17 protein-coding genes are annotated in these 23,980 nt (G+C 70.9%); 5 read left to right on the forward strand and 12 right to left on the reverse strand.

The window, feature by feature from the left end; translation table 11 throughout:
* Nucleotides 1–6: 6 nt before the first annotated feature.
* The 8 genes from ABGB11_RS21205 to ABGB11_RS21240 all read right to left on the reverse strand — a co-directional run bounded on the left by ABGB11_RS21205 (nt 7) and on the right by ABGB11_RS21240 (nt 10,629).
* On the reverse strand, nt 7–1,653 hold the full coding sequence (locus ABGB11_RS21205) for a serine/threonine-protein kinase (RefSeq protein ID WP_347635350.1): 1,647 nt from the start codon (nt 1,651–1,653) through the stop codon (nt 7–9).
* 109 nt (nt 1,654–1,762) lie between these two features.
* The gene (locus ABGB11_RS21210) at nt 1,763–3,349 is read right to left on the reverse strand and encodes an AMP-binding protein (RefSeq protein WP_347635352.1); all 1,587 of its coding nucleotides are present in this window, start codon (nt 3,347–3,349) and stop codon (nt 1,763–1,765) included.
* The gene (locus ABGB11_RS21215) at nt 3,342–4,823 is read right to left on the reverse strand and encodes an FAD-dependent oxidoreductase (protein WP_347635354.1); all 1,482 of its coding nucleotides are present in this window, start codon (nt 4,821–4,823) and stop codon (nt 3,342–3,344) included. Before ABGB11_RS21215 ends, ABGB11_RS21210 begins: the two co-directional genes overlap by 8 nt.
* A 5-nt stretch (nt 4,824–4,828) precedes the next feature.
* Nucleotides 4,829–5,740: a VOC family protein gene (locus ABGB11_RS21220; RefSeq protein WP_347635356.1), complete on the reverse strand. Its 912-nt coding sequence runs from the start codon at nt 5,738–5,740 to the stop codon at nt 4,829–4,831.
* 13 nt (nt 5,741–5,753) lie between these two features.
* Nucleotides 5,754–6,938, reverse strand: coding sequence for an acyl-CoA dehydrogenase family protein (locus tag ABGB11_RS21225; RefSeq protein ID WP_347635358.1), 1,185 nt, complete (start codon nt 6,936–6,938; stop codon nt 5,754–5,756).
* A gap of 22 nt (nt 6,939–6,960) precedes the next feature.
* Entirely contained in the window at nt 6,961–7,986 is a 1,026-nt protein-coding gene (locus ABGB11_RS21230) for a ferredoxin--NADP reductase (protein WP_347635373.1), read from the reverse strand.
* A gap of 4 nt (nt 7,987–7,990) precedes the next feature.
* Nucleotides 7,991–9,760 carry an FAD-binding protein gene (locus ABGB11_RS21235; RefSeq protein ID WP_347635375.1) on the reverse strand — a complete coding sequence of 590 codons (1,770 nt, stop codon included), beginning with the start codon at nt 9,758–9,760 and terminating at the stop codon, nt 7,991–7,993.
* Nucleotides 9,760–10,629, reverse strand: a complete 870-nt coding sequence (locus tag ABGB11_RS21240; RefSeq protein ID WP_347635377.1) for an alpha/beta fold hydrolase — start codon at nt 10,627–10,629, stop codon at nt 9,760–9,762. The genes ABGB11_RS21235 and ABGB11_RS21240 overlap by 1 nt, the downstream gene beginning before the upstream one ends.
* Nucleotides 10,630–10,907: 278 nt before the next feature.
* Here ABGB11_RS21240 and ABGB11_RS21245 point away from each other — a divergent pair, with 278 nt between their 5' ends.
* Nucleotides 10,908–11,498 (forward strand): flavin reductase family protein, encoded by a 591-nt coding sequence (locus ABGB11_RS21245; protein ID WP_347635379.1) that lies wholly within the window; start codon nt 10,908–10,910, stop codon nt 11,496–11,498.
* A gap of 19 nt (nt 11,499–11,517) precedes the next feature.
* Here the strand turns inward: ABGB11_RS21245 and ABGB11_RS21250 are convergent, their stop codons facing one another.
* Nucleotides 11,518–12,444, reverse strand: coding sequence for an IclR family transcriptional regulator (locus tag ABGB11_RS21250; protein ID WP_347635381.1), 927 nt, complete (start codon nt 12,442–12,444; stop codon nt 11,518–11,520).
* Nucleotides 12,445–12,830: 386 nt separating this feature from the next.
* Between ABGB11_RS21250 and ABGB11_RS21255 the strand changes: the two genes are divergently transcribed.
* Both ABGB11_RS21255 and ABGB11_RS21260 read left to right on the forward strand, forming a co-directional pair.
* The gene (locus ABGB11_RS21255; RefSeq protein WP_347635383.1) at nt 12,831–14,129 is read left to right on the forward strand and encodes an FxsB family cyclophane-forming radical SAM/SPASM peptide maturase; all 1,299 of its coding nucleotides are present in this window, start codon (nt 12,831–12,833) and stop codon (nt 14,127–14,129) included.
* Nucleotides 14,126–15,511: an HEXXH motif domain-containing protein gene (locus ABGB11_RS21260; RefSeq protein WP_347635385.1), complete on the forward strand. Its 1,386-nt coding sequence runs from the start codon at nt 14,126–14,128 to the stop codon at nt 15,509–15,511. The genes ABGB11_RS21255 and ABGB11_RS21260 overlap by 4 nt, the downstream gene beginning before the upstream one ends.
* Here ABGB11_RS21260 and fxsT read toward each other — a convergent pair.
* Nucleotides 15,508–18,087 carry an FxSxx-COOH system tetratricopeptide repeat protein gene (fxsT, locus tag ABGB11_RS21265; protein WP_347635387.1) on the reverse strand — a complete coding sequence of 860 codons (2,580 nt, stop codon included), beginning with the start codon at nt 18,085–18,087 and terminating at the stop codon, nt 15,508–15,510. The two genes, ABGB11_RS21260 and fxsT, sit on opposite strands and share 4 nt — an antisense overlap.
* A 257-nt stretch (nt 18,088–18,344) precedes the next feature.
* Here fxsT and fxsA point away from each other — a divergent pair, with 257 nt between their 5' ends.
* A complete protein-coding gene (fxsA, locus tag ABGB11_RS21270; protein ID WP_347635389.1) occupies nt 18,345–18,533 on the forward strand; it encodes an FxSxx-COOH cyclophane-containing RiPP peptide in 189 nt (62 codons plus the stop codon).
* A gap of 67 nt (nt 18,534–18,600) precedes the next feature.
* Here the strand turns inward: fxsA and ABGB11_RS21275 are convergent, their stop codons facing one another.
* Entirely contained in the window at nt 18,601–20,574 is a 1,974-nt protein-coding gene (locus ABGB11_RS21275; RefSeq protein WP_347635391.1) for a hypothetical protein, read from the reverse strand.
* A gap of 278 nt (nt 20,575–20,852) precedes the next feature.
* Here ABGB11_RS21275 and ABGB11_RS21280 point away from each other — a divergent pair, with 278 nt between their 5' ends.
* Nucleotides 20,853–22,931, forward strand: a complete 2,079-nt coding sequence (locus tag ABGB11_RS21280; RefSeq protein WP_347635393.1) for a P-loop NTPase fold protein — start codon at nt 20,853–20,855, stop codon at nt 22,929–22,931.
* Here ABGB11_RS21280 and ABGB11_RS21285 read toward each other — a convergent pair whose 3' ends face one another.
* Entirely contained in the window at nt 22,932–23,804 is an 873-nt protein-coding gene (locus tag ABGB11_RS21285) for an MHYT domain-containing protein (RefSeq protein WP_347635395.1), read from the reverse strand. It lies immediately after the preceding gene.
* Nucleotides 23,805–23,980 lie beyond the last annotated feature (176 nt).

A 23,980-nucleotide genomic window follows, 5' to 3' on the forward strand; every position in this document is an offset into this window, starting at 1 on the left:
ACGTAGTCAGACGATGCGGGTGCAGAGGGTGCGGCCTCGGATCTCCCAGTCGACCCTTCTGCCGCCGGGCGGGCAGGACGAGGCGCTGGTGTAGGCGGTGATGCGGAGGACGTAGTCGTAGTCGTCCGGAACCGGCTTCCCGCACGGCCACGAGGTCATCAGGTCATGGTTGCTGATGGCGACCGTGTTCTTCTCCGCGCCCTTGTCGGCGAGGAAGCATTCACCGGTGTGGAACTGGCGCTGCACGCACAGGGCGATCTCGTCGTCATCCTCGCCATGGCTCCACCACAGCTCGCCGTCCAGTTCGCCCCTCTCGCCTCGGGAGCATTCGCCATGGTCGCGGACCACCTTGAACACCTTCATGTAGGCGTCCGGACGGCCGCAGCCGACCGCGCGCGGCTTGGTCCTGCTCCAGCCACCGGACGGGCGCTCGTAGGCGTCCAGGCAGTCGCCCCGCGAGATCTTCTCGAAGGCCTTGCGGACGGGGTCGGGCTTGGCGGAGGCGCCGTCGGACGGGCTCGGTGTCTCGGACGGCTGCGAAGTCGTGAGCGTAGCCGAAGGAGTCGGGGACGGCGCGGCGGTGGTGGCCGCGGCGCCGCGGGCGGCCGGGGACTCCCCGCCGTTCCCGAGGGCCCAGCCGGCGAGGGCGATCAGCAGGACGCCCGCCACCGCCGCCGCGGCCGCGGCCGGCGCGGGCTTCGGCCGGAGGGGCCGCGGGATCCGCGGTCCGGCGCCCGGCGGGGGCGCCAGCACCTCGGTCTCCGCCACCCGCGTGGCGATCATGGTGGTGACGGGCTCCGGGAGCGACGGGTCCTCGTCCTGGACGAGCGCGTCCTGGACGAGCGCGGAGCAGCGGTCGAGGAACTCCCCCGGGCCGGGCCGTTCGGCCGGATCCTTCGCCAGGCCGGCCGCGATCAGCGGGAGCAGCGGCTCCGGCACGCCGGTCAGGTCGGGCTCCTCGTTGACGACGCGGTAGCCGAGGGCCTCGATCGGGCCGTCGCCGAACGGCCGCCGCCCGGTCGCGGCGAAGGCCAGCACGGCGGCGAGGCAGAACACGTCGCCGGCCGGCCCGACCTCGCGGCCCCGGAGCTGCTCGGGCGACATGAACCCGGGCGTGCCGATCGTGCTGGTCCGGGTGGTCTGCGAGGTGGCGTCGAGCGCGCGGGCGATGCCGAAGTCGATGATGCGGGGGCCGTCCGGGGCGAGCAGCACGTTGCCGGGCTTGAGGTCCCGGTGGACGACGCCCCGCTCGTGGATCGCCGTCAGCCCCTCGGCGAGGCCCGCGCCCAGCCCCGCGACCGCCGCCGTGGAGATCGCGCCGTGCTCGGTGACGGCCTCGTGCAGCGACGGGCCCGCGATGTACTCGGTCACGAGCCAGGGCGGATCGGCCTCGGTGTCGGCGTCCACTACCTGCACGGTGTGGATGCCCCCGACGCGCCGCACCGCCGCGACCTCCGCCTCGAAGCGCCGCCGGAACTCCGCGTCCTCCGCGAGGTGGGGGTGGATCACCTTGACCGCGACCGTCCTCCCGCCCTTCGAGCGGCCGAGGTAGACGCGGCCCATGCCGCCCGCTCCCAGCCGCGCCAGCAGCCGGTACTCGCCGACCTTCTTCGGGTCCGCCGCCTGGAGCGGTTTCAGTTTCTCGCTCGACACCCGCACGCCCTCCACCCGCCGTTGATCAAGTCGAAACTTTTCCATACGCGGGTGGGTTTCCGCCGCTATGACGAGCCTTGGCGGGAGGCGTGGCTCAGGTCAGCTCGCCTCAGGTCAGCTCGTAGGTGCCGTCGCGGTACTGGTAGACGGGGTCGGTGGTGTTCCACGCCGCTTCGCGGAGGGCGCGCTTGATGACCTTGTTGGTCGGGGTGCGGGGCAGGGCGTCCGTCAGGCGGATGTAGCGGGGCGTCCACTTCGTGCCGAGGTCCGGTTGGGCCGCCAGGAAGGCGGTGAAGGACGCGGGGTCGAAGGTGCGGCCCTCGGCGAGCGTCACGGCGGCCATCACCTGGTCGCCCACGTGCGGGTCCGGGACGGCGTAGACGGCGACGTCGGTGAAGGGCTCGTAGCGGGCGAGGATACGTTCGATGGGGGCCGCGGCGATGTTCTCGCCGTCCACGCGCAGCCAGTCGTCGTCCCGGCCCGCGAAGTACCAGTAGCCGGCCGCGTCGCGGTAGGCGAGGTCGCCCGACCAGGTCCAGCCGTTGCGGACGCGGCGGGCCGTCGCCTCCGGGTTGTTGTAGTAGCCCTCGAACTTGGCGGCGCCCAGCGTGTCGACGATCTCGCCGATGGCGCCGGCGGCGTTGAGGAGCACGCCGTCCTCGTCGAACTCGGCGCGCGGGCACTCCTGGAGCGTCTCGGGGTCGACCACGATCGTCCCGGCCTCGGCGACGCCCAAGGACCCGGGCGGCGTGCCGGGGACGCGGTTGAGCCGGATCTCGCCCTCGCTCGACCCGTAGGAGTCGATGACCGTGCAGCCGAACCGGCGGGCGAACTCGGCGATGTCGCGTTCGTTCGCCTCGTTGCCGAAGGCGATGCGGAGCGTGTTGCCGGCGTCGTCCGGCTTCTCCGGGGTGGCCAGGATGTAGCTGAGCGGACGGCCGACGTAGTTGAAGAACGTGACGCCGTAGCGGCGGACGTCCGGCAGGAAGCCCGAGGCGGAGAACCCGCGGCGGAGCGCTATGCGCCCGCCCGTGGCGACGGCCGGGGCGATCCCGGCCATCAGGGCGTTCGAGTGGAACATCGGCATCACGACGTAGAACACGTCGTCGCGGGTGAGGCCGCGCCGGTCGCGCTGCTGGACGGCGATCCGGCCCAGCCTGCCCTGCGTGCAGATCACCGCCTTGGGGGCGGCGGTGGTGCCCGAGGTGAACACCAGCGAGAAGATCGTCTCCGGGGCGACCGGGGAGAGCACGGCCGGTGGCGCCGCCGACACGCGCTCGTCGTACGCGGGGTCGTCGACGTTCAGGGACGGGACGTCGACAAGCCCCTCCAGGAAAGGTGCGCGGGAGGTCTCCGTGACCAGCAGGGCGCAGTCGGTGTGGGCGATGTCGCGGGCGAGCTCCGCACCCCGCCGCGTCGGGTTCAGCTCGACGACCGGGACCCCGGCGAGCGCCGCACCCAGCAGCCAGAACAGGTGCTCCGGGCCGTTCTCAAGGAACAGGCCCACATGCCCGTCCAGATCGCGGACGAGGGAGGCGCGGCGCCGGGACTCCTCCACGACCTGGCGCCACGTCCAGGACAGGTCCTCGAAGCACAGGCCCGTGCGGTCGTCGTCACCGCGCGCCGCGACCAGCTCGGCGAACGCGGCCTCGCGCGCCGGCCGGTCGTCGCCCAGGACGGCCGTCCTCTCAGTCATCGCGCCCTATGGCCCGCGCGGCGGCGCGTCCGGCGCGGCGGCCGAAGAACGTGCCGTCGCCGAGGGACGTCCCGCTGACGTAGCCCTCGCCGTGGATGCCGGAGGCCGTGCGCCCCGCCGCGTACAGGCCGGGGATCGGCTCACCGGAGTGGTTGCGGACCTCGCCGTCCACGGTGGTGTCCAGACCGCCGAGGGTGAACCCGCCGGCTCCCGTTCCGGCGCCGTGCCGGCCCGCGCCGAAGAACCCGTCGCGCGGGTCGATCGCAGCGAACGGCCCCTTCAGCGGACGCAGCCACCTGGCGTCCTTGTGGAAGTAGGGGTCCTCGCCCTTCTCGGCGTACCGGTTGTAGGTCTCGACCGTCTGCTCCAGCGAACCGGACGGCAGGCCGAGGGACTCCTCCAGCTCCGCGACCGTCTCCGCCGCGTGCTTGGGGTGGACGCCCCACATGTCCGCCTCGGCGATCTCGTCGTACCCGGCCTCGTCGATGATCGCCCAGTAGGGGCCGGGCTGGTGCTGGACGGCCCGGTGGCTGAACAGGCCCGGGTAGACGTCCTCGTTGATGAACCGGCGGCCAAGGCCGTCCACGAGCATGCCCCGGCAGATGACGGCGGGGTTGGCGGTGAGCGCGATCTCCACCGCCGCCATCCGGCGGGTCGCGGCGCCGAGCGCGGCCGCCATCCGGATGCCGGACCCGTCGCTGGTGCCGTCGCTGACCTTGTCGTGCCCGAGCAGCACCGGCGCGTGGTCGGCGAGCATCTCCTCGTCGTCGACGAACCCGCCGGAGGTGAGGATGACGCCCTTGCGCGCCCGGTAGGCGACCCGTTCGGAGAACCTGCGCGCGACCACGCCGGCCACGCGGCCGCCGCCGTCCACGACGAGGTTGGTGGCGCAGGTGTCCCGGTGGGCGGCGGCGCCCGCCTCGGCGGCGGCCGCGATCAGCTTCTCCATCAGGATCCCGCCGGCGAACATCGGCGTCTCCGGGCGGTGCCCGCGCGGCGCGGGCCGGGCGATCGTGGTGTACGGCCAGGCGTTCTCGCCGAGCCACATCAGGCCGTCGCCGGTGTGCGGCATCCAGCCCGGCGCGTCGAACAGGCTCTCCTTGAACGGGACGCCGCGCGCGCGGAACCACTCGAAGTGCTCCACGCTCTCGTCGCAGTACAGCCGCAGCTTCTCCTCGTCGGCGTGCGGGCCGAGCGCCGCCTTGAGGAAGGCGAACATGTCGTCCGGCGTGTCGTCGAAGCCGCACGCCTTCTGCACCCGCGTGCCACCGCCGAGGTACAGCTCCCCGCCCGACTGCGCGGACGTCCCGCCGGGGCCGCTCGACCGCTCCAGGACGAGGACGTCCGCGCCCGCCGCCGCGGCCTCGTACGCCGCCGCCGCGCCGGCGGCCCCGAAGCCGACCACCAGCACGTCGCACTCGTGGTCGACGTCCACCTCGGCGGCGGCGACCGGTTCCACCGAAGGCCTCGCCACCGGCGTCAGCCCTTCTTCCGCGGCGTGAACGCGGCCAGCGGCTCGGAACCGGACCAGTCATGGCCCCAGTAGCTGTCCTTGGTGATCTCTTCGGCCGTGTAGTACGTCTCGTCCACGAGCAGCCCCTCGCAGCCGTACTCGATGTCCCAGCCGCCGGGCGCCCGGACGTAGAACGACACCATCTTGTCGTTGGTGTGCCGGCCGAGCGTGGAGGAGATCGAGAACCCCTTCGCGGTGACGGCGTCCAGCGCGATGCCGACCGCGTCCAGCGAGTCGACCTCCACCATCAGGTGGACGAGGCCCGGGGCGCCGTCGTGCGGGGCCGGGCAGATGGCGGCGCTGTGGTGGCGCTGGTTGACGCCGAGGAACCGGATCCGGACGGGCCCGCCGCCGACCTTCATCGCACCGCGCGGCAGGAACCCGAGGACCTCGTTGTAGAACGCGGTGGTCTCGGCGAAGTTCGGGGTCGGCAGGACGACATGGCCCATGCCCATGGCGCCGGTGACGAACTTCTGCGCGAAGCCGGTGCGCAGGGGGCTGTGGTCGAGCACCGGGCCGAAGAACACCTCGACGGGCGTCCCGCCGGGATCGGTGAACGCGATGACCTCCTCGGCGTCGCGCTCCGCGGCCTCCTTCGGCGCCAGCGCCGTGACGGCCGTCCCGGCCTTCTCGACGGCCTCGCGGACGGCGGCGAGCGCGTACTGGTCGCGCACCTCCCAGCCGACCGCCAGCACCCGGTCCTCGTCCCCGGGCAGCAGTTGCAGGCGCGACCGCCGCTCGTCCATGCGCAGGTACAGCCCGTCCGGGTCGGGGCCGCTCCCCTCGGCGAACCCGAGCCCGTCGAGGGCGAACTCGCGCCAGCGGTCGATGTGCCGGGTCTGGACCCTGAGATAGCCCAGCCCTCGGATCTGCGTCATTCCTCTCACTCCCTTAGATCATTGAGCGCATCGGGCCCTGCGGGGGCTCGATGTCCAGGTCCGTCAGGGCGGAGACGTGGTAGACCGAGCCCGGGACGTGGATGGCGTGCGCCAGCCCGACGTGCGCGTCCCGCCAGAACCGCTGGATCGGGTTGTCCAGGCGCATCGCGTTCCCGCCGGACCGGACGACGATCTCGTTCATCGCCTGCACCGCCCGCCACGCCGCGCGGACCTGGGTGCGGCGGCCGGCGGCGCGCTCGGCGAACGTCGGCACGTGCCCGGAGGCGACCATGTCGTACATCCGCGAGCAGTTGTCGAGGAGCGCGGTGCGGGACGCCTTGATCTCCTCGGCGGCCTCGCTGATCGCGTACAGCACGTACGGATCGTCCTTGATCTTGGTGCCGGTGATCTGGACGCGGTTGCGCTGGTACGCCAGGTGGTGGTGCAGCGCGCCCTCGGCGATGCCGATCACGGCGGCGGAGATGCCGAGCGGGAACACGCAGGAGAACGGCATCAGGTAGGACGGGTTGGTCAGCCCGGCCTCGCGCGGCGCGGACCCGTCCACGACCTTGGTGTACTCCAGCGTCCGGTACGCGGGGACGAACGCGTCCCGGACGATGATGTCCTTGCTGCCGGTGCCCTTCAGCCCGGCGACGTCCCAGGAGTCCTCGACGATCTCGTAGTCCGAGCGCGGCAGGATGAGGTGCAGCGACCGGGGCGGCATCGCCATCGTGCCCTCGTCGTCGCCGAGCATCCCGCCGAGGAAGATCCAGTCGCAGTGGTCGGTGCCGGAGGAGAACTGCCAGCGGCCGTTGAACACGTACCCGCCGTCGACCGGCCGGGCGATGCCCATCGGCGCGTAGGGGGACGCGATCCAGGTGTCGGGGTCCTCGCCCCAGACCTCCTCGCGGACCTTCGGGTCGGCGTAGGCCATCTCCCACGGATGGACGCCGACGATGCCGGCGATCCAGCCGGTGGAGCCGTCGAGGGCGGCGATGCCCATGACCGTCTCGGCGAACTCGCGGGGGTGCACCTCCAGGCCGCCGTGCGCCTCCGGCTGGAGCAGCCGGATCACGCCCGCGTCCTTGAGGATCTGCGCGGCCTTGTCGTCGAGCCTGCCGAGGACCTCGTTGGCGGGGCCGAGCTCGCGGATCTGCTCCGCCCTCTCCATGATCGTGTCGAGCACGCGGTTCGCCATCGCCTGTCTCCCGTATGTGTCGTCAGCCGTCGTAGGTGATCTTCAGCCGGTCGGTGACCGGCCTCGCCTGACAGGCGAGGATGAGGCCGTCGGCGAGATCCCGCTCGTCGAGGACCGAGTTGGCGTCGAGGGTGACCTCGCCCTCCAGCTTCACGCAGGCGCACGCCGAGCAGTTGCCCTCGCGGCAGGAGAAGGGGGCGTCGACGCCGGCGCGCAGCAGCGCGTCGAGGAGCCGCTCGGACCTCGGCCAGGGGACGGTCCGCGTCTCGCCGTCCATCTCGACCTCGATCTCGCCCGCGTCGCCGCCGTCCGCCTCCTCGGGGGCCTCCGGGACCTCCGGGTTCTCGAACGGGTCGCCCTCCAGCGAGAAGAAGCGCTCGACGTGGACCCGCGCGCCGAGCCCGGTGAGCGTGTCGGTGACCAGGTCCATGAAGACCTCGGGCCCGCACACGAAGACCGGGCGGCCGGCGTACGGGCCGGCCAGGGACCGGACGGCCGCCGCCGTCGGGAGCCCCTGCACCGACTCCAGCAGGTGGACGACCGTGAGCCGCTCGGGGTACCGCTCGGTCAGCTCCCGCAGCTCGGCGGCGAAGATGACCGACCGCTCGTCCCGGTTGGCGTAGAGCAGCGCGATCCTCGCGGTGCCGCCGGCCAGGCACGACTTGAGGATCGACATGACCGGCGTGATGCCGCTGCCGCCCGCGACGAGCAGCAGGTCGTCGTCCAGCGAGGACGGGGTGAACGTGCCCGCCGGGCGCAGCACCTCCAGCACGTCGCCCGCCGTGACGTTGTCGCAGATCCAGTTGGACCCGAGACCGTCCGCGACCCGCTTCACCGTCACCTTCGGCCGGTCGTCGGTGACCGGCGAGCTGCACAGCGAGTAGCAGCGCGCCGCCCAGCCGTCCTCGGCCGGGACCCGGACGGTGAGGAACTGCCCGGGACGGTAGGTGAACCGGTCCCGGTCGCCCTCGGCGGGTTCGAGGACGAGCGAGTGCGCGTCGGCCGTCTCCCGGACGACCTCCACCACCCGCGCCTTGAGTGCCGTCATGCCGTCAGGTGGCCTTCCCCGTGGACGCGCCCGCGGCGTGCCGGGCCGCGATATAGCCGAACACGATGGACGGGCCGATCGTCGCGCCCGGTCCCGCGTACTCGTTGCCCATCACCGACGACGAGGAGTTCCCCGTCACGTACAGGCCCTCGATGACCGTCCCGTCCTCGCGCAGGACGCGGGCGTGCTCGTCGCTGACGAGGCCGCCCTTGGTGCCGAGGTCGCCGACCTCCAGCCGGAACGCGTAGTACGGCGCGGTGTCCAGGACGTCCAGGTTCGGGTTCTTCAGGTTCGGGTCGCCGTAGTAGCGGTCGTAGGCGGAGTCGCCGCGGCCGAAGTCGGGGTCCTTGCCCGCGCGGGCGTACCCGTTGAACGTCTCGACGGTCCCGGCCAGCGCGTCCGCGGGGACGCCGATCTGCCCGGCCAGCTCGGCGAGCGTGCCCGCCTTGAAGGCGATGCCCTCGTCGTAGAACGCCTTCGGGATCGGGGCGCCGGGGAGGATCTGCGCGAACGGGTAGCGGGCGCGGGCCTTGGCGTCCATCACGAACCACGCGGGGACGTGCCCGCCCTCCAGCTGGTCGTGGACGAAGTTGACGTACGGCGCCGCCTCGTTGGTGAACCGCGTCCCGTCGTGCGACACGATGACCTGCCGCGGAATGGCGCGCTCGGACACCAGCGGGATCGTCGCGCCGGCCGGGTGCCGGACGGCGGGCATCCACCACGCGTCGTCCATCAGGTCCAGCGCCGCGCCGAGGCTCTCGCCCGCGCGGATGCCGTCGCCGGTGTTCTCGCGGGCGCCCATCGCGAAGTCCTCCTGGCCGCCCTTGGGGAGGTACTTGTCGCGCATCTCCTGGTTGTGGTCGAACCCGCCGGTGGCGAGCAGCACGCCCTTGCGGGCCCGGATGCGCAGGGTCGTGCCGTCGCGCCGCGCGGCGACGATGCCGGTGACGCGGCCGTCCTCGCCGGCGACCAGCTCGGTCATGGCCGTCTGCAGCCAGAGCGGGATGCCGGCGTCCTTCAGCGCCATCCGCAGCCGGGCGACGAGGGCGCGCCCGCCGGTCGCCATGTGCCGCCGCCGGACCAGGTTGGACGAGACGCGCCACGCCGCCACCAGCGACGCGCGCCGTCCGGCCCACGTGCGCTTGGCCATCGCGAGGTCGTGGTAGTCCTTCGCCGTGACCCACAGGCCGAGCGGGCCTGTCATGTTGTTCGGCCGCTGGTACTTCTCGTCCTCGCCGAGCTTACGGGTGTCGAACGGCTTGGCCTCGATGGACCGGCCGAGCGGCCGCCCGCCCTCCAGCTCGGGGTGGTAGTCGGCGTAGCCCTTCGTCCAGAAGAACGTCACCCACCTGCTCTTGCCGATGAGCTCCATGGCGGCGGGGCCGTTGTCGACGTAGGCGTCGAGCCGCGCCGCGGGGACGCGGCCCTCGGTCAGCAGGTCCAGGTAGCGGCGGATCGACTCGCGGCTGTCGTCGTGGCCGCGCGCCTTCAGCGTCGGGTTGTTCGGGATCCAGATGCCGCCGCCGGACAGCGCGGTGGAGCCGCCGAACTTCTTGCCCTTCTCCACGACGAGCGCGCTCAGCCCCTCGTCGTGCGCGGTCAGCGCGGCCGCCATGCCGCCCCCGCCGCTGCCGACGATCACCAGGTCGTACTCGTGGTCCCAGCCGCTCAGTGCCTCTTGCGAGGGGACGCCCCCCCGCTCCTCCCGGTTCGCTTCGCCCAATGCCACTTGCGGGGGGACGACCCCCCGCTCCCCCCGGTTCGCTTCGCTCATCAGAGGTCGTCCTTCCGGGTCAGGAACGCCAGCACGGCGCTCTCCCAGGCGGACTTGGCCTCGATCATCACCCAGTGCCCGCAGTTCGGGAAGATGGTCACCTGGACGTCCGGGATCGTCCGCATCGGCACGAGGACCATGTCGACGGGGCTGACCCGGTCGTCCCGTCCCCAGGTGATGAGGGTCTTCGCCTTGAGCCTGTGCAGCATCGCCCAGTAGGGCGGCTCGCCGGACGCGGCCATCGCCTTCGCACGGGCCGCCATCGCCTTCGACCCGTACATGCGGCGGGCGGAGGCGAGCGTGCCGGGGTCGGTCGCCTGCTCCCAGCGCTCCTCGATCATCTCCTCGGTGACCGTCCGCGGGTCGAAGACCATCGAGTGCAGCCACCGGACCAGGCCCTCGCGCGTCGGGTTGTCGGTGAACTCGGCCAGCAGCCGGATGCCCTCGCCGGGCGCCGGGCTGAACAGGTTGGTCCCGATCCCGCCGACGGTGACCAGCCGCCCGACGCGGTCGGGCTTCCTCAGCGCCACCTGCGTCGCGATGATGCCGCCCATCGAGTTGCCGATCACGTCCACCTGGCCGAGGCCGAGGCCGTCCAGGAACCGGACGACCGCGCCGCCGGCGGCCATCATCGGGTGCTCGTCGGTCGCGTCGCTGACCCCGAAGCCCGGGAACTCCAGGACCAGGCACCGGAAGTGCTCGGCGAACCGGGCGAGGTTGCCGCGGTAGTTCCGCCAGCCCGTCACGCCGGGACCGGACCCGTGCAGCAGGAGCAGCGGCGGGCCCTCACCCGCCTCGTGGTAGCGCAGGACGCCCCGGTCGGTGGCGAGCTCGCGCAACGTCGACTCGTAGGTCAGCTCCGCAGGCATGATCTCCCAGTCCTTCGACGGTGGCTTGTCCGGAACGTAATCGGCGAGGCGGCACGGTCACGCGACGGATCCCGATCAGCGGGACGTGCGGCGCGGCCCCGGGGACCGCCGCGGCACCCGCGTCCACTCAACGGGACGCGCGCAAGTGACCGGCGCAGCACAGGCCTACGTTCAGGGCGCACCGGCCGCTCCCGACCGGCCCCGCGCTCGCCCCGCCTATTGGACATGCCGCATATTTGATACGACGCCCTAACCGTTCGCAGCCCCGAGGTGACCAGATGCCAGCCGAGCCAGCGCTCACGTCCGCCCCCGAGGCCGCCACGGCCGCGCCGGAGCCGGTGGACTTCCGGAAGGCCATGGCGGAGTTCGCCACCGGCGTCACCGTGGTCACCGCGATCGACGGCGGCGAACCGGTCGGCTTCGCCTGCCAGTCGTTCGCGTCGGTGTCGCTCGAACCGCCGCTGATCCTGTTCTGCGCCGACAAGCGCGGCCGGTCGTGGCCGCGGATCCGGTCGGCGGGGCGGTTCTGCGTGAACGTGCTCGCCGAGGAGCAGCGCGACCTGTGCGAGCGCTTCGGATCGAGCCGCGGCGCCAGGTTCGAGGGGCTGGACTGGGAGGTGTCGCGGTGGGGCGCCCCGACGCTGCCGGACGTGCTGCTCGCCGTGCACGCCGTGGTGCACGACGTCCACGAGGCCGGCGACCACGAGGTGGTGATCGGCCGGGTGCTCGCGGTGGAGCGGCACGAGGTGGTGGACGGCGTCTGGCGGCGGCCGATGGTGTTCTTCCGCAGCAGGTTCGGCGTCGGCGAGCCGGACGCGCCCATCGCCCCCGACCCCTGGGGCATCGGCGACCGGTGGGGCTGGGGCTGACGTCACACCCGGTCGCCCGTCACATCCAGTCGCCCCGGCCGTCCACGGCGAGCAGCCGGTTCATCGTCTCCGGCGACCAGGACGCCCCTTCACCGGCCGAGGAGCGGGCCGGGGGGCCGCCGCGCCGGCCGCGGGCGCCCGGCGCCGAGCCGGGGAACAGGATCTGGGACGCCTCCCGCGCGGCGGTCACCACCAGCGGCGCCACGTTCTCCAGCGGCGCGCGGATGTCGCCGGCCAGCGAGATCCCCGCGACCGGCCCCTCCGCGCCCCGGACGGCCGCGGCCACGCAGGCGATGCCCGGATAGGACTCGCCGCGCTCGAACGCCAGGCCGCGGCGCTGCCGGACCCGGTGCAGCTCCTGGTGGAGCGTGCCCAGCTCGCCGATGGTGCGGCTGGTGAACCGGCTGATCCCGGCGGACAGCAGCGCGTCCACCCGCTCGGGCTCCAGCCAGGCCAGCATCGCCTTGCCGAGCGCCGTGCAGTGCGCGGGGGCGCGCCCGCCGACCCGCGACGGGACGGACGCGGCGAGCCGCCCGCCGAGCTTGTCCAGGTAGAACACCTCGGCGCCGTCCAGGACGGCGAGGTGCGCCACGAGGCCGGTGGTGACCTGCAGCTCGTGCAGCAGCGGCGCGGCGGCCTCGCGGATCTTGCCGTGGCCGCCGTCCTGCCCGCCGAGGCCGAGGGCCCGCTGGCCGAGCCCGTAGCCGAACGAGTGGTGCGCGAGCCAGCGCTGCTTCACCAGCTGGTCCAGGATCCGGTGCGCGGTCGAGCGCGGCAGCCGGGTGCGGCGGGCCACGTCCTCCAGGGTCAGCCGCGCCGTCGGGCCGTTGAACGCGTCGAGGATCAGCGTCATCCGCTCGATCATCGACGGCGGCGACTCGCGGCGCGCCGGCCCGGACGTCATGGTCTCCGGCGTCGCTGCCTCCGGCGTCAGGGCCTCGGTCATCGCACCTCCTGGAACATGACTGAAATGAATTCTTGTTACCAGGAATGTAGCAATCGCTTGGTCTAGACGGAAGGGCTGCCGTAAGGCCAGGTCAACCGGAGATCCAGCGCCCACCACGCCGCCCCAGGTCGGGCCGCCCACCGCAATAGAACGTGTTCCTACTCACGAGGCCGGACTCCGGGAGCCCGCGCGGCCCCCGGCCCTCCTCGCCTGCCCGTTCACGACCCTGGCCACTGACCGGTTTGGGTCAGGGCCACGTAACAACAAGGGGATGGCTCGCTCAGAGTGAGGGGCGCGGAGGGTAGAGTCGCCGATCCACTGTGAGCACTGGCCGGTCGGGAATCCGCACCGATACCACGCTCTCTCTAGCCCGGGGGAACGGGGAGATGGAGCTGGATGTCCGTTTCAAGGAGCCAGCGGGAGAGCCCGAGTGGCCGCTGAACCTTGATGTGGAGGAGCTTCTCGAGCAGGGCTGGCGACCGACGCCCTTCCGCCAGTTCGTCCTCAAGATTCACAGCAGATGCAATCTGGCCTGCTCCTACTGCTACATGTACGAGATGGCCGACCAGGGGTGGCTGCGGCAGCCGCGCCGGATGGCGCGGCCGACGATCGACGCGGTCGCGGCGAGGATCGCCGAGCACGTCTCGGACAACGGGCTGAAGCGGGTGGAGCTGATCCTGCACGGCGGGGAACCGCTGCTCGCGGGCGCCGACCACGTCCGGTACGCCGTGACCACGATCCGGTCTGCCGTCCCCTCGGACGTCACCACTGACGTCAGGGTCCAGACCAACGGCATCCTCCTCGATCCGGTGTTCCTGGAGCTGTTCGACGAACTGGGCGTGTTCGTCAGTGTCAGCTTGGACGGCGACCGAGAGGCGAACGACCGCCATCGCCTGAGTCCGAACGGCCAGAGCAGTCATGAGCGAGTCCTCGCCGGGCTCGCCCGGCTCAACGAGCCCCGGTACCGGCATCTGTTCAGCGGCATCCTGTGCGCGATCGATGTTCAGAACGCACCGGTCCGGACGTACGAGTCGCTGCTCGCCCACAGACCGCCTGCAATGGACCTCCTCCTCCCACACGGCACCTGGGACACGCCGCCACCCGGACGCAAGCCCGACAGCGAAGAGACCCCCTACGCGGACTGGCTCATCCAGGTCTTCGACCGCTGGTACCGGGCGCCGGTGCAGGAGACGCAGATCCGGCTGTTCACCGAGATCATCCGGTTGCTGCTCGGCCAGCCGTCGCGGAGCGAGTCGGTCGGGCTCTCGGCGGTGGCGACGGCCGTGGTCGAAACCGACGGTGGCATCGAGCAGGTCGACAGCCTCAAATCCGCGTACGACGGCGCCACCGCGACCTCCCTTCATGTGAGCAGGGACTCCTTCGACGCCGCCCTGCTGCTGCCGCCGATCGCGGCGCGGCAGATCGGCGCACGCGCGCTGGCGCCCCCGTGCACGTCCTGCGATCTTCGGCGCGTCTGCGGTGCGGGGCTCTATCCGCACCGCTACCGTTCGGGCACGGGGTTCGCGAACCCGAGCGTCTACTGCCGCGATCTCTACCGTCTCATCGATCACATCCGGCTCACGCTGGCCGGCGACGTGGCGGACATGCTGAAGCGCAAGCGGGCCGCGAACGATCTTCGTGCGCTTCCAGGGCACGCGCTCGAGAAAGGCGACGACCGGACATGAGGGTCGGGCTGCACCACCTACCCGGAGGAACGTTCTCGCTTCTGGCCGCAGGGGGCGGAGACGCCGCCGCGATCGAGCACCTGCACGCCGGCCAGCACAGCAAACGGATGGTGGCGCTGCAGGGGGTGGTCCGGCTGGCCCGGCAGACAGCCCACAAGGACGCCGACCGGGTGCGGCATGCTTACACGCTGCTCGCCGACGTCCACCGCGACGACCCGGCGGCCGGCGAGGCGGTGATGCGCTACCCGACCGTCGCCTCGTGGGCGATGCGCGCCATGGACACGCTGGCGGGAAGCATGCCGCCCGGTGGCCCGGCCGAGCCGGCCGAACTGGCGGGGGTGGCGGCGGCCGCCGCGATCGGGTCGGGACGGCGGGCGACCATCGAGGTTCCGATCGGCCCGGAGGGCGTGACGCTGCCCTCGCTGGGCCGGGCCAGGACACCCGGCGAGAGCGGCTTCGCCATCGTCCGCTCCGGCGCGGGTGAAGCCGAGATCGTGGCCGGGCGGCACCGGGTCACGGTGCCCGCCGACCCGGGTGCCGATGGCCCCGGCTGGCAAGGGTTGCGGCGGCTGAGCGCCGAGCACCGCGGGTCGCGGCTCGATCTCGTCGTCGACGACCAAGACCCCCACCGCATGCCGGACGCCGCACGCACCGAACGGCGGCTGACCGCCGCAGAGCTGGACGCATGGGCGGCTCACCTGCAGCCCGCCTGGACCGTGCTGGTCCGCCGGCATCCTGTGGTGGCCGCAGAGGTACGCGCCGTGGTTCAGGTGCTCACTCCGATGGTCGCGCCGGAGCGCGGCACGTCGAGCGGGACCTCGAAGCTCGCCTTCGGGAACATCGGCATGTCGGCGCAGCCCGACCCGCACTCGTTCGCCGTCACCCTCGCCCACGAGGTCCAGCACGCCAAGCTCAGTGCGATCACGGACATCGTGCGTCTCACCGAGGAGGACGACGGATCCCGCTACTACGCACCGTGGCGTGAAGATCCGCGCCCTCTCGACGGACTTCTGCACGGCGCGTACGCCCACATGGCGATCGCCGCCTTCTGGATGAACGAACGCACCGTGGGCCACCCCGCCGAGCTCACACTGCGGGCGCACGTCGAGTTCGCCCACTGGCGCGACGCCACCGCGGCGGCGATTCAGGTGCTGCGCCGGAGCGGGCGGCTCACTCCCGCCGGCGAGCTGTTCTCCGCGACGATGGAGCGTACCGTGGCCGCCATGAAGGCCGAGACGGTCCCTGACCTGGCCCGACGGAGGGCCGGGCTCGCCGCCGAGCGGCATCTGTCACGCTGGCGTCTCGACCATGGCGACGGGGCCGCCGCCTCCCCCGCATCGTCCGCGATGAACGGGTTGACGACCGACGCCCGGCCGACCTAGATCGGCGGCGGGTCGAAGTCGCAGTCGAGATGACGGCCGTCCAAGAAGACCAAGGAGTCGGGATGGTCGAGCGTCAGCTTCCGTGCGTATCGCTCGGTAGTGTCCTCGCGGAGCCGATCGGCCTCCTCGCGCGCCTCGTCCGTTCCCAGCCGCCCGAGGTCGGTGGCGAGGTTGCCCACGCACGCCAACGTCATCGGATGGTCGACGCCCAAGACGTTCCTGACCCGCTCGTAGGTGCCGCGGCCGAGCCGCACCGCCCCGTCGAAGTCCCCGAGAGCGGCCATGTCGCTGGCCAGGTTGGTGGCGACCGTCAGACAATAGTGGTGGTCGGGCCCGACCAGCTCCGCCAGATGCCGCATCGTCTCTTCGTTCAGGTTCCTCGCGGTGGCGGGATCGCCGCAGACCCGATGGAGGACGGCCAGGTTGCCGGTGCAGGCGTGCAGGTACGGGTGATTGGGGCCGTAGATGCGCGGGTACCGCTTGACCGTGTCGGCGGCGAGTTCCAGCCCCTTCTCTTCTTGGCCGCTGTTGCGCTGCACGTTCGCCAGTGACATGGCCGCAGCCAGCGTGTCGGGATGGTTCAAGCCGTACCGCCGGACGTAGCGGGCGTGCACGTCGACGCACATCTCCAGCGCTTGGGTCACCTCCCCGGTCCTCCGGAGCGCGATGGAGAGGTCCTTGGCCGTGTGCAGCGTCACCGGATGCTCGACGCCGAGGTAATCCACCCCGTATGCGAGCGCGTCCTGGCCCAGATCGCAGGCCTCTGCGTAGTCCCCGCCCAGCCGTACGGCACGTGCGAGGCTGTTCCATCCGGCCACGATGAACGCCGCCCCCACGTCGCCGGGCGCGTCCCGCTGCCCCACGAATCCGCGCAGGTGCCCCTCGCGTGCCCTGACGAAGTCGCTGGTGAGGCTGTAGTCCAAGGCCAGGTTGTGGATAGCGCGCAGTGTCCTCGGGTCGTCCGGGCCGAACGCCGCCTCGTGCTGCCTCAGGGAGTCGGAGTCATGACGCAGAGCCGCGGCGAAGTCACCACGCGCGCGCAGATCCGCGCCGATGCTGTTGACGAGCAGAAGCACGTCGGGTTCCGTCAGCCCTGCAGCGCGCATCCTTCCCAAGGTCGTCTGGTTGAGTTCGAAGACCTCGTTGTAGCGACCGAGCTGACGCAGAACATTTCCCAGTTCACGATAGGCCCGGAGCACGTCCACGTCCTCGGGACCCGAATCCCGCTCCCATCGGTCGATCAAGAGCTGTACGTAGTCGACGGCGAATCCGGCACTGGAGACATAGAGGTAACGGGCCATGTCCAGTGCGAAGGCCCGAACCTCAGGGTCCTTGCTCTCTGGGACTCTTGATGGCACGACGTGCGCGAAACAGTCGCCGTATCGGTCCCAGTTGATCGATTCCTCTGGACTGCTGAGCCGCAGGCCGATCAGGAGTCGATGGACGTCGGCACGGAAGCGGGGCTTCTCCGCCTGGTCCAGCTCATCTCGGACCAGCGCCTGGATGAGGCGATGTACCTGGATGGTCCGGCTGACGGGGTCGATGCGCGCGAGGGCGTACCGGCCGAGCTCACCCACGGCGCGGCTCAGCCTGATCGGGTCGTCGAGGAGCTCGCCGAGTTCAGGCCGCAGGCCGTCGACCCGCCGTCCGAACACCTCCCGGGGGATCGGCTCCGGGCCGAAGAACGCGCAACAGCGCAAGAGCTCGACCGCCTCGGGCATGCGACTGCTGAGGCTGCTGACCGAGAGGTCCCAGGCCGCCGTCATCGAGACCGGGTATTCGGTCGGCTTCCCCTCGCCGAGCAGCTGGGAGGTCCGGTTCTTCAGCAGCCTGAGGTACTCGTCGACGGTCATGCCCGTCTCGGCCTGGAGCGCGGCCGCCTGCTCGAGCGCGAGCGGTAGGTCGCCGAGCTCCTCGGCGAGCCGGTCCGCCTCCTCCCCGTCGATCGACCTCGGCACCCTCCGCTCGAGAAACGCGATGCTCTCCTCGCGGGCGAAGACGTCCACGGGAAGAGCCGCGACGACGCCCTTCCAGCGGTGGTTGCGGGAGGTGATCAGCACATCGCCCGGTCCTTCCGGGATCGTGTCCTTGATCTCCTCTGGATCGTCGGCATTGTCGAAGATGAGCAGCCAGCGGCTGTAGGGATCCCCACGCCGGAGCGCGTCCAGTGCGGCGGTGGAGGCCTCCTCGACACCGGTCGCGGTAGCCGGCGGCAAGCCCAGGTGCGGCGCAAGCGCGGCAAGTGCGGACCGGACGAGCACCGGCTGATCGGCGGAGATCCACCAGACGAGGTCGTAGTCGTCGCGGAACCGGTGGGCGTACTCCACCGCCATCTGCGTCTTCCCCACGCCGCCGAGGCCGTGGAGAGCGTGCGGCAGCACGGCGGCCACCCGGTCGGTGATGGCCTCCCGCAGGTCCGCGAGAAGTTTCTCGCGACCGGTGAAGTTCTTGTTCCTCTGGGGAACCCTTCCCCACACTTGGGGAGGCGCGGAGCGCGCCCCATTCGCCTGCCGACCGGTCACGAGCGCTGCCTCCGCATTCTGGCGACGACCTGAGTCTGATGAGCGATCCGGCACGGGTCAATAAGGTCCCTGAATTCGGCCATGCCTTATCTGAAGAACCGGCATGCAAATACAAAGTGCCGCCCGTCCCGCCGCACCTTGAGCGTAGAAGCTCGAGCGCAGGAGATCGACGAACAACGCACGTGCGGAAAGATTTTTTTCCCGCTATGACCATGACGACTCCATGGAGCGGATGCGCGGCTACTCTGTTCGTCAGGCCTGCCTGTATGCTGACCCCGCAACGATCGATGTGGTCACGGATTGGAGTCGACATGGAACGAGAGCGGGTCGCGGTAGCAGGTGAACTGCCCGACGTCTCCGACCTGTCGTTGCATGACCTCGAAGAACTCGACGACTCCGTCTTCGCGCACGCGTTGCGCACCCTGCTCGACCCCACCCGTCGCGATACCACCGTGACTGCGGGTTTCCAGTCCTACAGCGAGCCCGTCAACCTCGACTGAGGCGTGGGCCCGGTCGGTCACCGATCCGGCAGAACACATTCTGGACACAACCCGTAATTCGAACTCATCACACCAATTCCTCGGCCTTCTCGCGATGAAAGCTGGACAAACGCGGATTTGTCGCGCGTAGAGCACGTGAAACGAGCTGTGCCGTCCGGTCCCGGTCGCCGCGCCGGTGCATCAGTCTGGCGATGCTCAACAGAACCAGGCCATTGTCGGGATCCTCGGCCAGCAGTTCGTCGAGTTCCTCCTGCGGTACCTCGTCGCCGCGGCCCATGGCGAGCGCGAGTACCCGCGCCGCCATGGCGGAGGGCCCGGCCGTGCGTGCCGCCGGCTCCAGGTCGCCGAGCGCAGCCGCGGCGTCTCCGGCATCCGCATATATTTCACCGCGAATGCGTAGCGCCTCGTCGTGTCCCCGATGTCGCGCCAGCACCTGATTCAGTTCCTCGACGCCCTGCCACGTTCGACCCACGTGCCACTTCGCCTGCGCGAGGATCAGTTTCACGATGTCCCTGTCAGCCCCCTGGACCCCGGCGACGCGTATCTCCCCGACCGCGTCGCCAGGAGCTCCGTCCAGAAGCCGGAGTCTCGCGATGGCGGCCCAGAGGTCTCCGAACCCGGCACCGGGCCCACCACCCAAGGCTTCGTGCAGGCTGATGGCCTCGCGATAGGCGGTAACGGCCTGGTCATGCTTGGCACGCGCGTACGCGATCTCACCGAGAATCTCGTGCCCCCGCGCCTGGGACCGCGCGTCATGCACCTGCCCGGCCCGCGAGATGGCGGCCCGCGCCTGCCGTTCGGCCAGGTCCAGGTTGCCGTCCTTCAGGGCGGTGCCGGCGGCGTCCAGAAGATCCGGCGGACCCGCGACGGGTCCGTCCACACGGACCTCGCCGAGCCGGCGGAGCGCAGCCGCCAGGCAGGGATGCAGGAGCCGGTGAAACTCCTCTCCGCCACTGACCGAGGCTCGGATGAGATGCCGGTCTTCGACCGCACGAAGCACGGTCTCGTCGATCTCCGCCGGGCGACCGTCCGCTCCTGCGGCAACGACGGCGCCGGGCGTGGCCGCGAACGTCCTGCGCAACCAGGTGCCGATCTCGCACGTGGGCAGATTGTGGTCGGACGTGAGCCTGTCCAGCGTCCGCATGCAGTGCTCGGCCAAGACCCGCTCGACATCGGGAACCGCGTCGGCGGTGATGGTCGATCCCGCCTGGGCACGTTCTGACAGCTGTTCCCACAACGCGACGCACAGGACCTGGAGGAGAACGGGTTCCACGGACGACTCGTCGACCGCACCGGCAGCCCCGCCAGGGGCCGCCACGCGCAGTGCGTCCACGAGCCGCGCGGGCTCACCGGCGTCGAAGCCGCGGTGGATGGCCACGGCCGGCTTGCGCAATGCGTCGATCGCGCCGCTCCGGCCGAGCGGACCGAGGTCGAACCGGCCCACCTCACCCGAATGCAGGACATCAACGATCCGCGCGGTCCCGGCAACGGAGCCAGGCCGCACGGACAACAGCAGATGCACCTCCGGCCGATCGCGGAGCACGTCGGACAATTCGATGAGCAGACGCCGGTTGACCGGTCGCTCCGCCGCGTCGCCGCGCAGAATGTGGTCGACGCCGTCGATCGCGACCAGCGTCGGCACCGGCCTTCCCGACGCGTCGTGACGAGCTTTCCGGCTGATGAACTCACCTGCCGTCAACCCGACGATGCCGGCCGCCGGCACATGGGGCTGCCACGACGCCAGCAGCGCGAAGAGTGCCGGGCTCCTCGTCGGGACCAGTGGGGCGGGCAACGTGTGCCTGTATCCCGGATCGCCCACGGGCAGCACGTTCGATCCATCTGCCAGGAGGGACGGGACCAGGCCCGCATGGAGCAGTGAGGTCTTGCCGACCCCGGCATCACCGACCAGGAGCGTCAGCCGCCGGCGCCGCCACAGACCGGCGACAGCGCCGATCTCGGCGTCGCGCCCGAAGAAGGTGTTCTCGTCATCCCGGCCGAAGGGGCGGAGCCCCACCCATGGTCCCGCCGACCCCGCGCTCATACGGCCGACTCCATTCTCCCAACAGCCCCGGTCGAAAGGACGCGCGACTTGCAGGCCCACACGGCTTCACTCCGTTGTCAGCGCGTTTGCCCAGCCGCACCGCCGATCCTCGGCACATCGTACCCACCACGCGTCCTCCGCTCATTTTCGTCGAGGCCCGGCAGCTCATATGTGCCGTCCAGAACAACCCGTGTTCGGTTCTTGTGTCATACGACACGAAACCATTTTCTCCCGACCCTTACTCTTCGCGACGGAGTCCTCTGCATGGAGACGGACGAATGACCAGCCAGGCCGACCATCTGCCCTCCGGCACGCTTCGCGATACCGTCCGCGAGCTGCTGGAACAGGACCCTGAGCTCCACTGCGCCGCAGAACTGCATCCGGCTATCGTGCAGCGCGTCCAGGCCGAGGAACACGAACTCTCCGGGCTACTGTCGGCTGAGATCGCCGAGGTGAACTCGGCCCGCCGAATGCTGTGGCCGGTCCCGCCGGGGCCGGCGTTGTGGGCGGCGGTGACCGTGATCGCCGCGGGGATCGCCGTCGCCACGTGGCGGAGGGTTTATGTCCCGCCCGGCGATGCGGTGTTCGTCACGGCCGCCGCCATCGTGGCGGCCCTCTCCTGCGTGCGGTCCGGCATGCTCTTCCGGGTCCTGCGCCGGCGGTGGACCCTGGCCGTGAGGGAGCTCGACGAGGCCCTGCGGCCACCCTTGCGGGCGATGATCCGGCTGGAGATCAGCCGGCTGGACAGCGACGAGATCCGCTGGTCCAACGTGCTGCGGACGACGAATGCTCCAGCGCTGGTCGAGCTGAACATCCAGGACACCGTCTCGTCGAACAGCTATCAGCGACTCCGGGCCTTCATCGGCGGTCACGAAGCGTCCGCGGTCGGGCTCGCCGGGCCCCGTGGTTCCGGGAAGACCACCCTGATGCGGCAGCTCATGCGTGACGAGTCACTCGGCTGCACCGTCGCCATCGTCAGCGCTCCCGTGCAGTACACGCCGGCGGAATTCACGCGTGTCATTCACGGAGAACTCGCGCGCACCGGCCTCACTTCCGCACAGCGCAACCTTATCCGGCATCGCACGGCCGCCCCGACGACGCGGACCATACCTCCCATCGTCAAGGCGGCTCTCGCTCTCGCCGTCGTCCTGGTCCTCGTGGCACTCTGGATTTTCGAGAAGGACCGCCCCCAGGTGAATTCCTTGCATCTCAACTGGACGGAGGCGCTACTCATCACTACCTTTCTACTCGTCCTCGGCTATCCGCTCGCACACGTGTGGAACCGCATTCAGAACAGGACCAGGCTCACCTCTCAGCCACGGACCGCCGCCGAGTTGTGCAGCCTGGAGATAGATTTTCTCCGTTATTCCGCCACGGTGGAGGCGTCCACGAGCACTGCGTTCAGGCTCGCCCGGTCCGGAGTCGAGGCGGCGGACAGGCTGACCCGTGTGGAACGCGAGTTGTCGCAGGCCGAGTCCGTCCAAGCCCTCCGGCAGTTCATCGAGAGTCTCGTCGCGCTCAGCAACAAGCCGGTCGTCATCTGCGTCGACGAACTCGACAAACTGGCAGACCCGGAGACGGCGATCGACGCGATCAATGGGATCAAAGACCTGTTTCATATCCCGCGCTGCCACTTCGTCCTCTCCGTGTCGACCGACGCACTGCACAGCTTCGCCGCGAGGGGCGTACCGGTGCGGGACGCCTTCGACTCGTCCTTCGACACGATCATCGCCGTCAGCCCTCTCGCCCTGGAGGAGTCGCGCACGCTCATCTCGCGGCGGGCCCGCAACTTCTCCGGGGCGGCGGCGTTGTTCTGCCACGCGTGGTCGGGCGGCCATGCGCGCGACCTCATCAGGACGGCCCGGGCGTGTGTCGAGTTCCGATGCTCGCTGACGGATGACGAAGCCACCGTGGCAACGCTCGCACGGCTCGTCCTCCTTCGCGATCTGCGTCAAGTGGTCGACGCCGCGGTCGAGAAGCTGCGCCGGGAGGAGGGCACCACCGCGGCGGAGACGCTGGACAAGCTCCTCACGTTCCGGGAGGCGATCGAGCCGGTGGGCACCGATCTGCGTGAGGTGATCCAGAGAGCGGCGGACGAGGACATCCTCCCCTCCGGAACCGGCTCCGCGCTGTCGGAGTCTCAACGGCTCGCAGCGGCCCTCGCACCGTACGTCCGGATCGCCGGGTTGTGCGAGCGCCTTTTCGCGACCCCCCGTACCCCGCAGGAATGGCAGGGAGAGGCCATGCGGAACGCCGTCACGACGACGGCCGCCGCCAGGGCCTCGCTCGAACGGCACCCTCGAGAGATCGAGCGCAGGCTTCAGCGAGCCGTCGACGCCTGCGCGGCGGTGGCCTGATCAGTGACCGGGGCCGCCGCCGAACCATTCGCCGGCGGTGCGGGTCGGGGGCTCGGGGACGGCGGCGCGCGTCCCGCCGGCGTCCGGCGCGCCCTGCGGCCGCCCGCGCGAGGTCAGGCGCTCGCGGAGCGCGGCGTCGGCGCGCGCGTCCTCCTCGGTCGGCGACATGGCGATGATGAGCAGCAGGACCGTCGCCACCACGCCGACGCCGACCACGAGCGGCAGCACGAAGTCGATCGCGCCCGCTCCGGAGGGCGATCCGGTGCCGTGGTGCGCCTCGACCCGCATGGCCGCCATGCCGGTGTAGTGCATGCCGCACACCGCGATCCCCATGATCGCCGCCGCGCCGGCGGTCGCCGCCTTGCCGGTGACCCGGACGCTGAACCACAGCGCGACGGTGGCCGCCACCAGCGCGATCACCACCGACAGCGCGACCAGGGCGGGCCGGTAGCTCACCTGCGCGGACATGTTCATGGCCTTCATGCCGGTGTAGTGCATGCTCGCCACGCCCGCTCCGGTGATCAGGCCGGCGGCGATCACCACCGGCGCCCCCGACCCGCCGAAGCCGACCAGGAACAGCCCGACCGCGACGACCGCGATCGCGGTGAGGCAGCTCAGCAGGGTGAGCGGCACGTCGTAGCGGATCTCGGTGTGCGCCACGCTGAAGCCGAGCATCGCGATGAAGTGCATGACCCAGATGCCGGTGCCCCCGATCGCGAGCGCCGCGAGTGCCAGCCAGTTGGCGCGCGAGGCGCCGGCGGAGGCTCGGGCGCGGGCCGTGCACAGCAGCCCGAGCAGCGAGCCGACGAACGACATGACATAGGCGGCCGCAGGCGTCAGCGGCCCGTAGGCGAAGTGATGGACCTCCGTCATAAACGACTCCCCCGGGAACGTTCCATCCGACGATCGCCGCATCATAACGACGGTGATCTTGACGGAACCCTCGCGCGAGCAGGGCAATACTGGCCGGTATTGGACGGGTCGTCACTAGGCGGATCGGTGCGGCGCCGCTGCGTCAGAAAATGGGGACCTCGGGGGCCGATCCCCTG

The organism is Actinomadura sp. B10D3 (genome assembly GCF_039871695.1).
In the GTDB taxonomy this organism is placed as follows: Bacteria; Actinomycetota; Actinomycetes; order Streptosporangiales; family Streptosporangiaceae; genus Spirillospora; species Spirillospora madurae.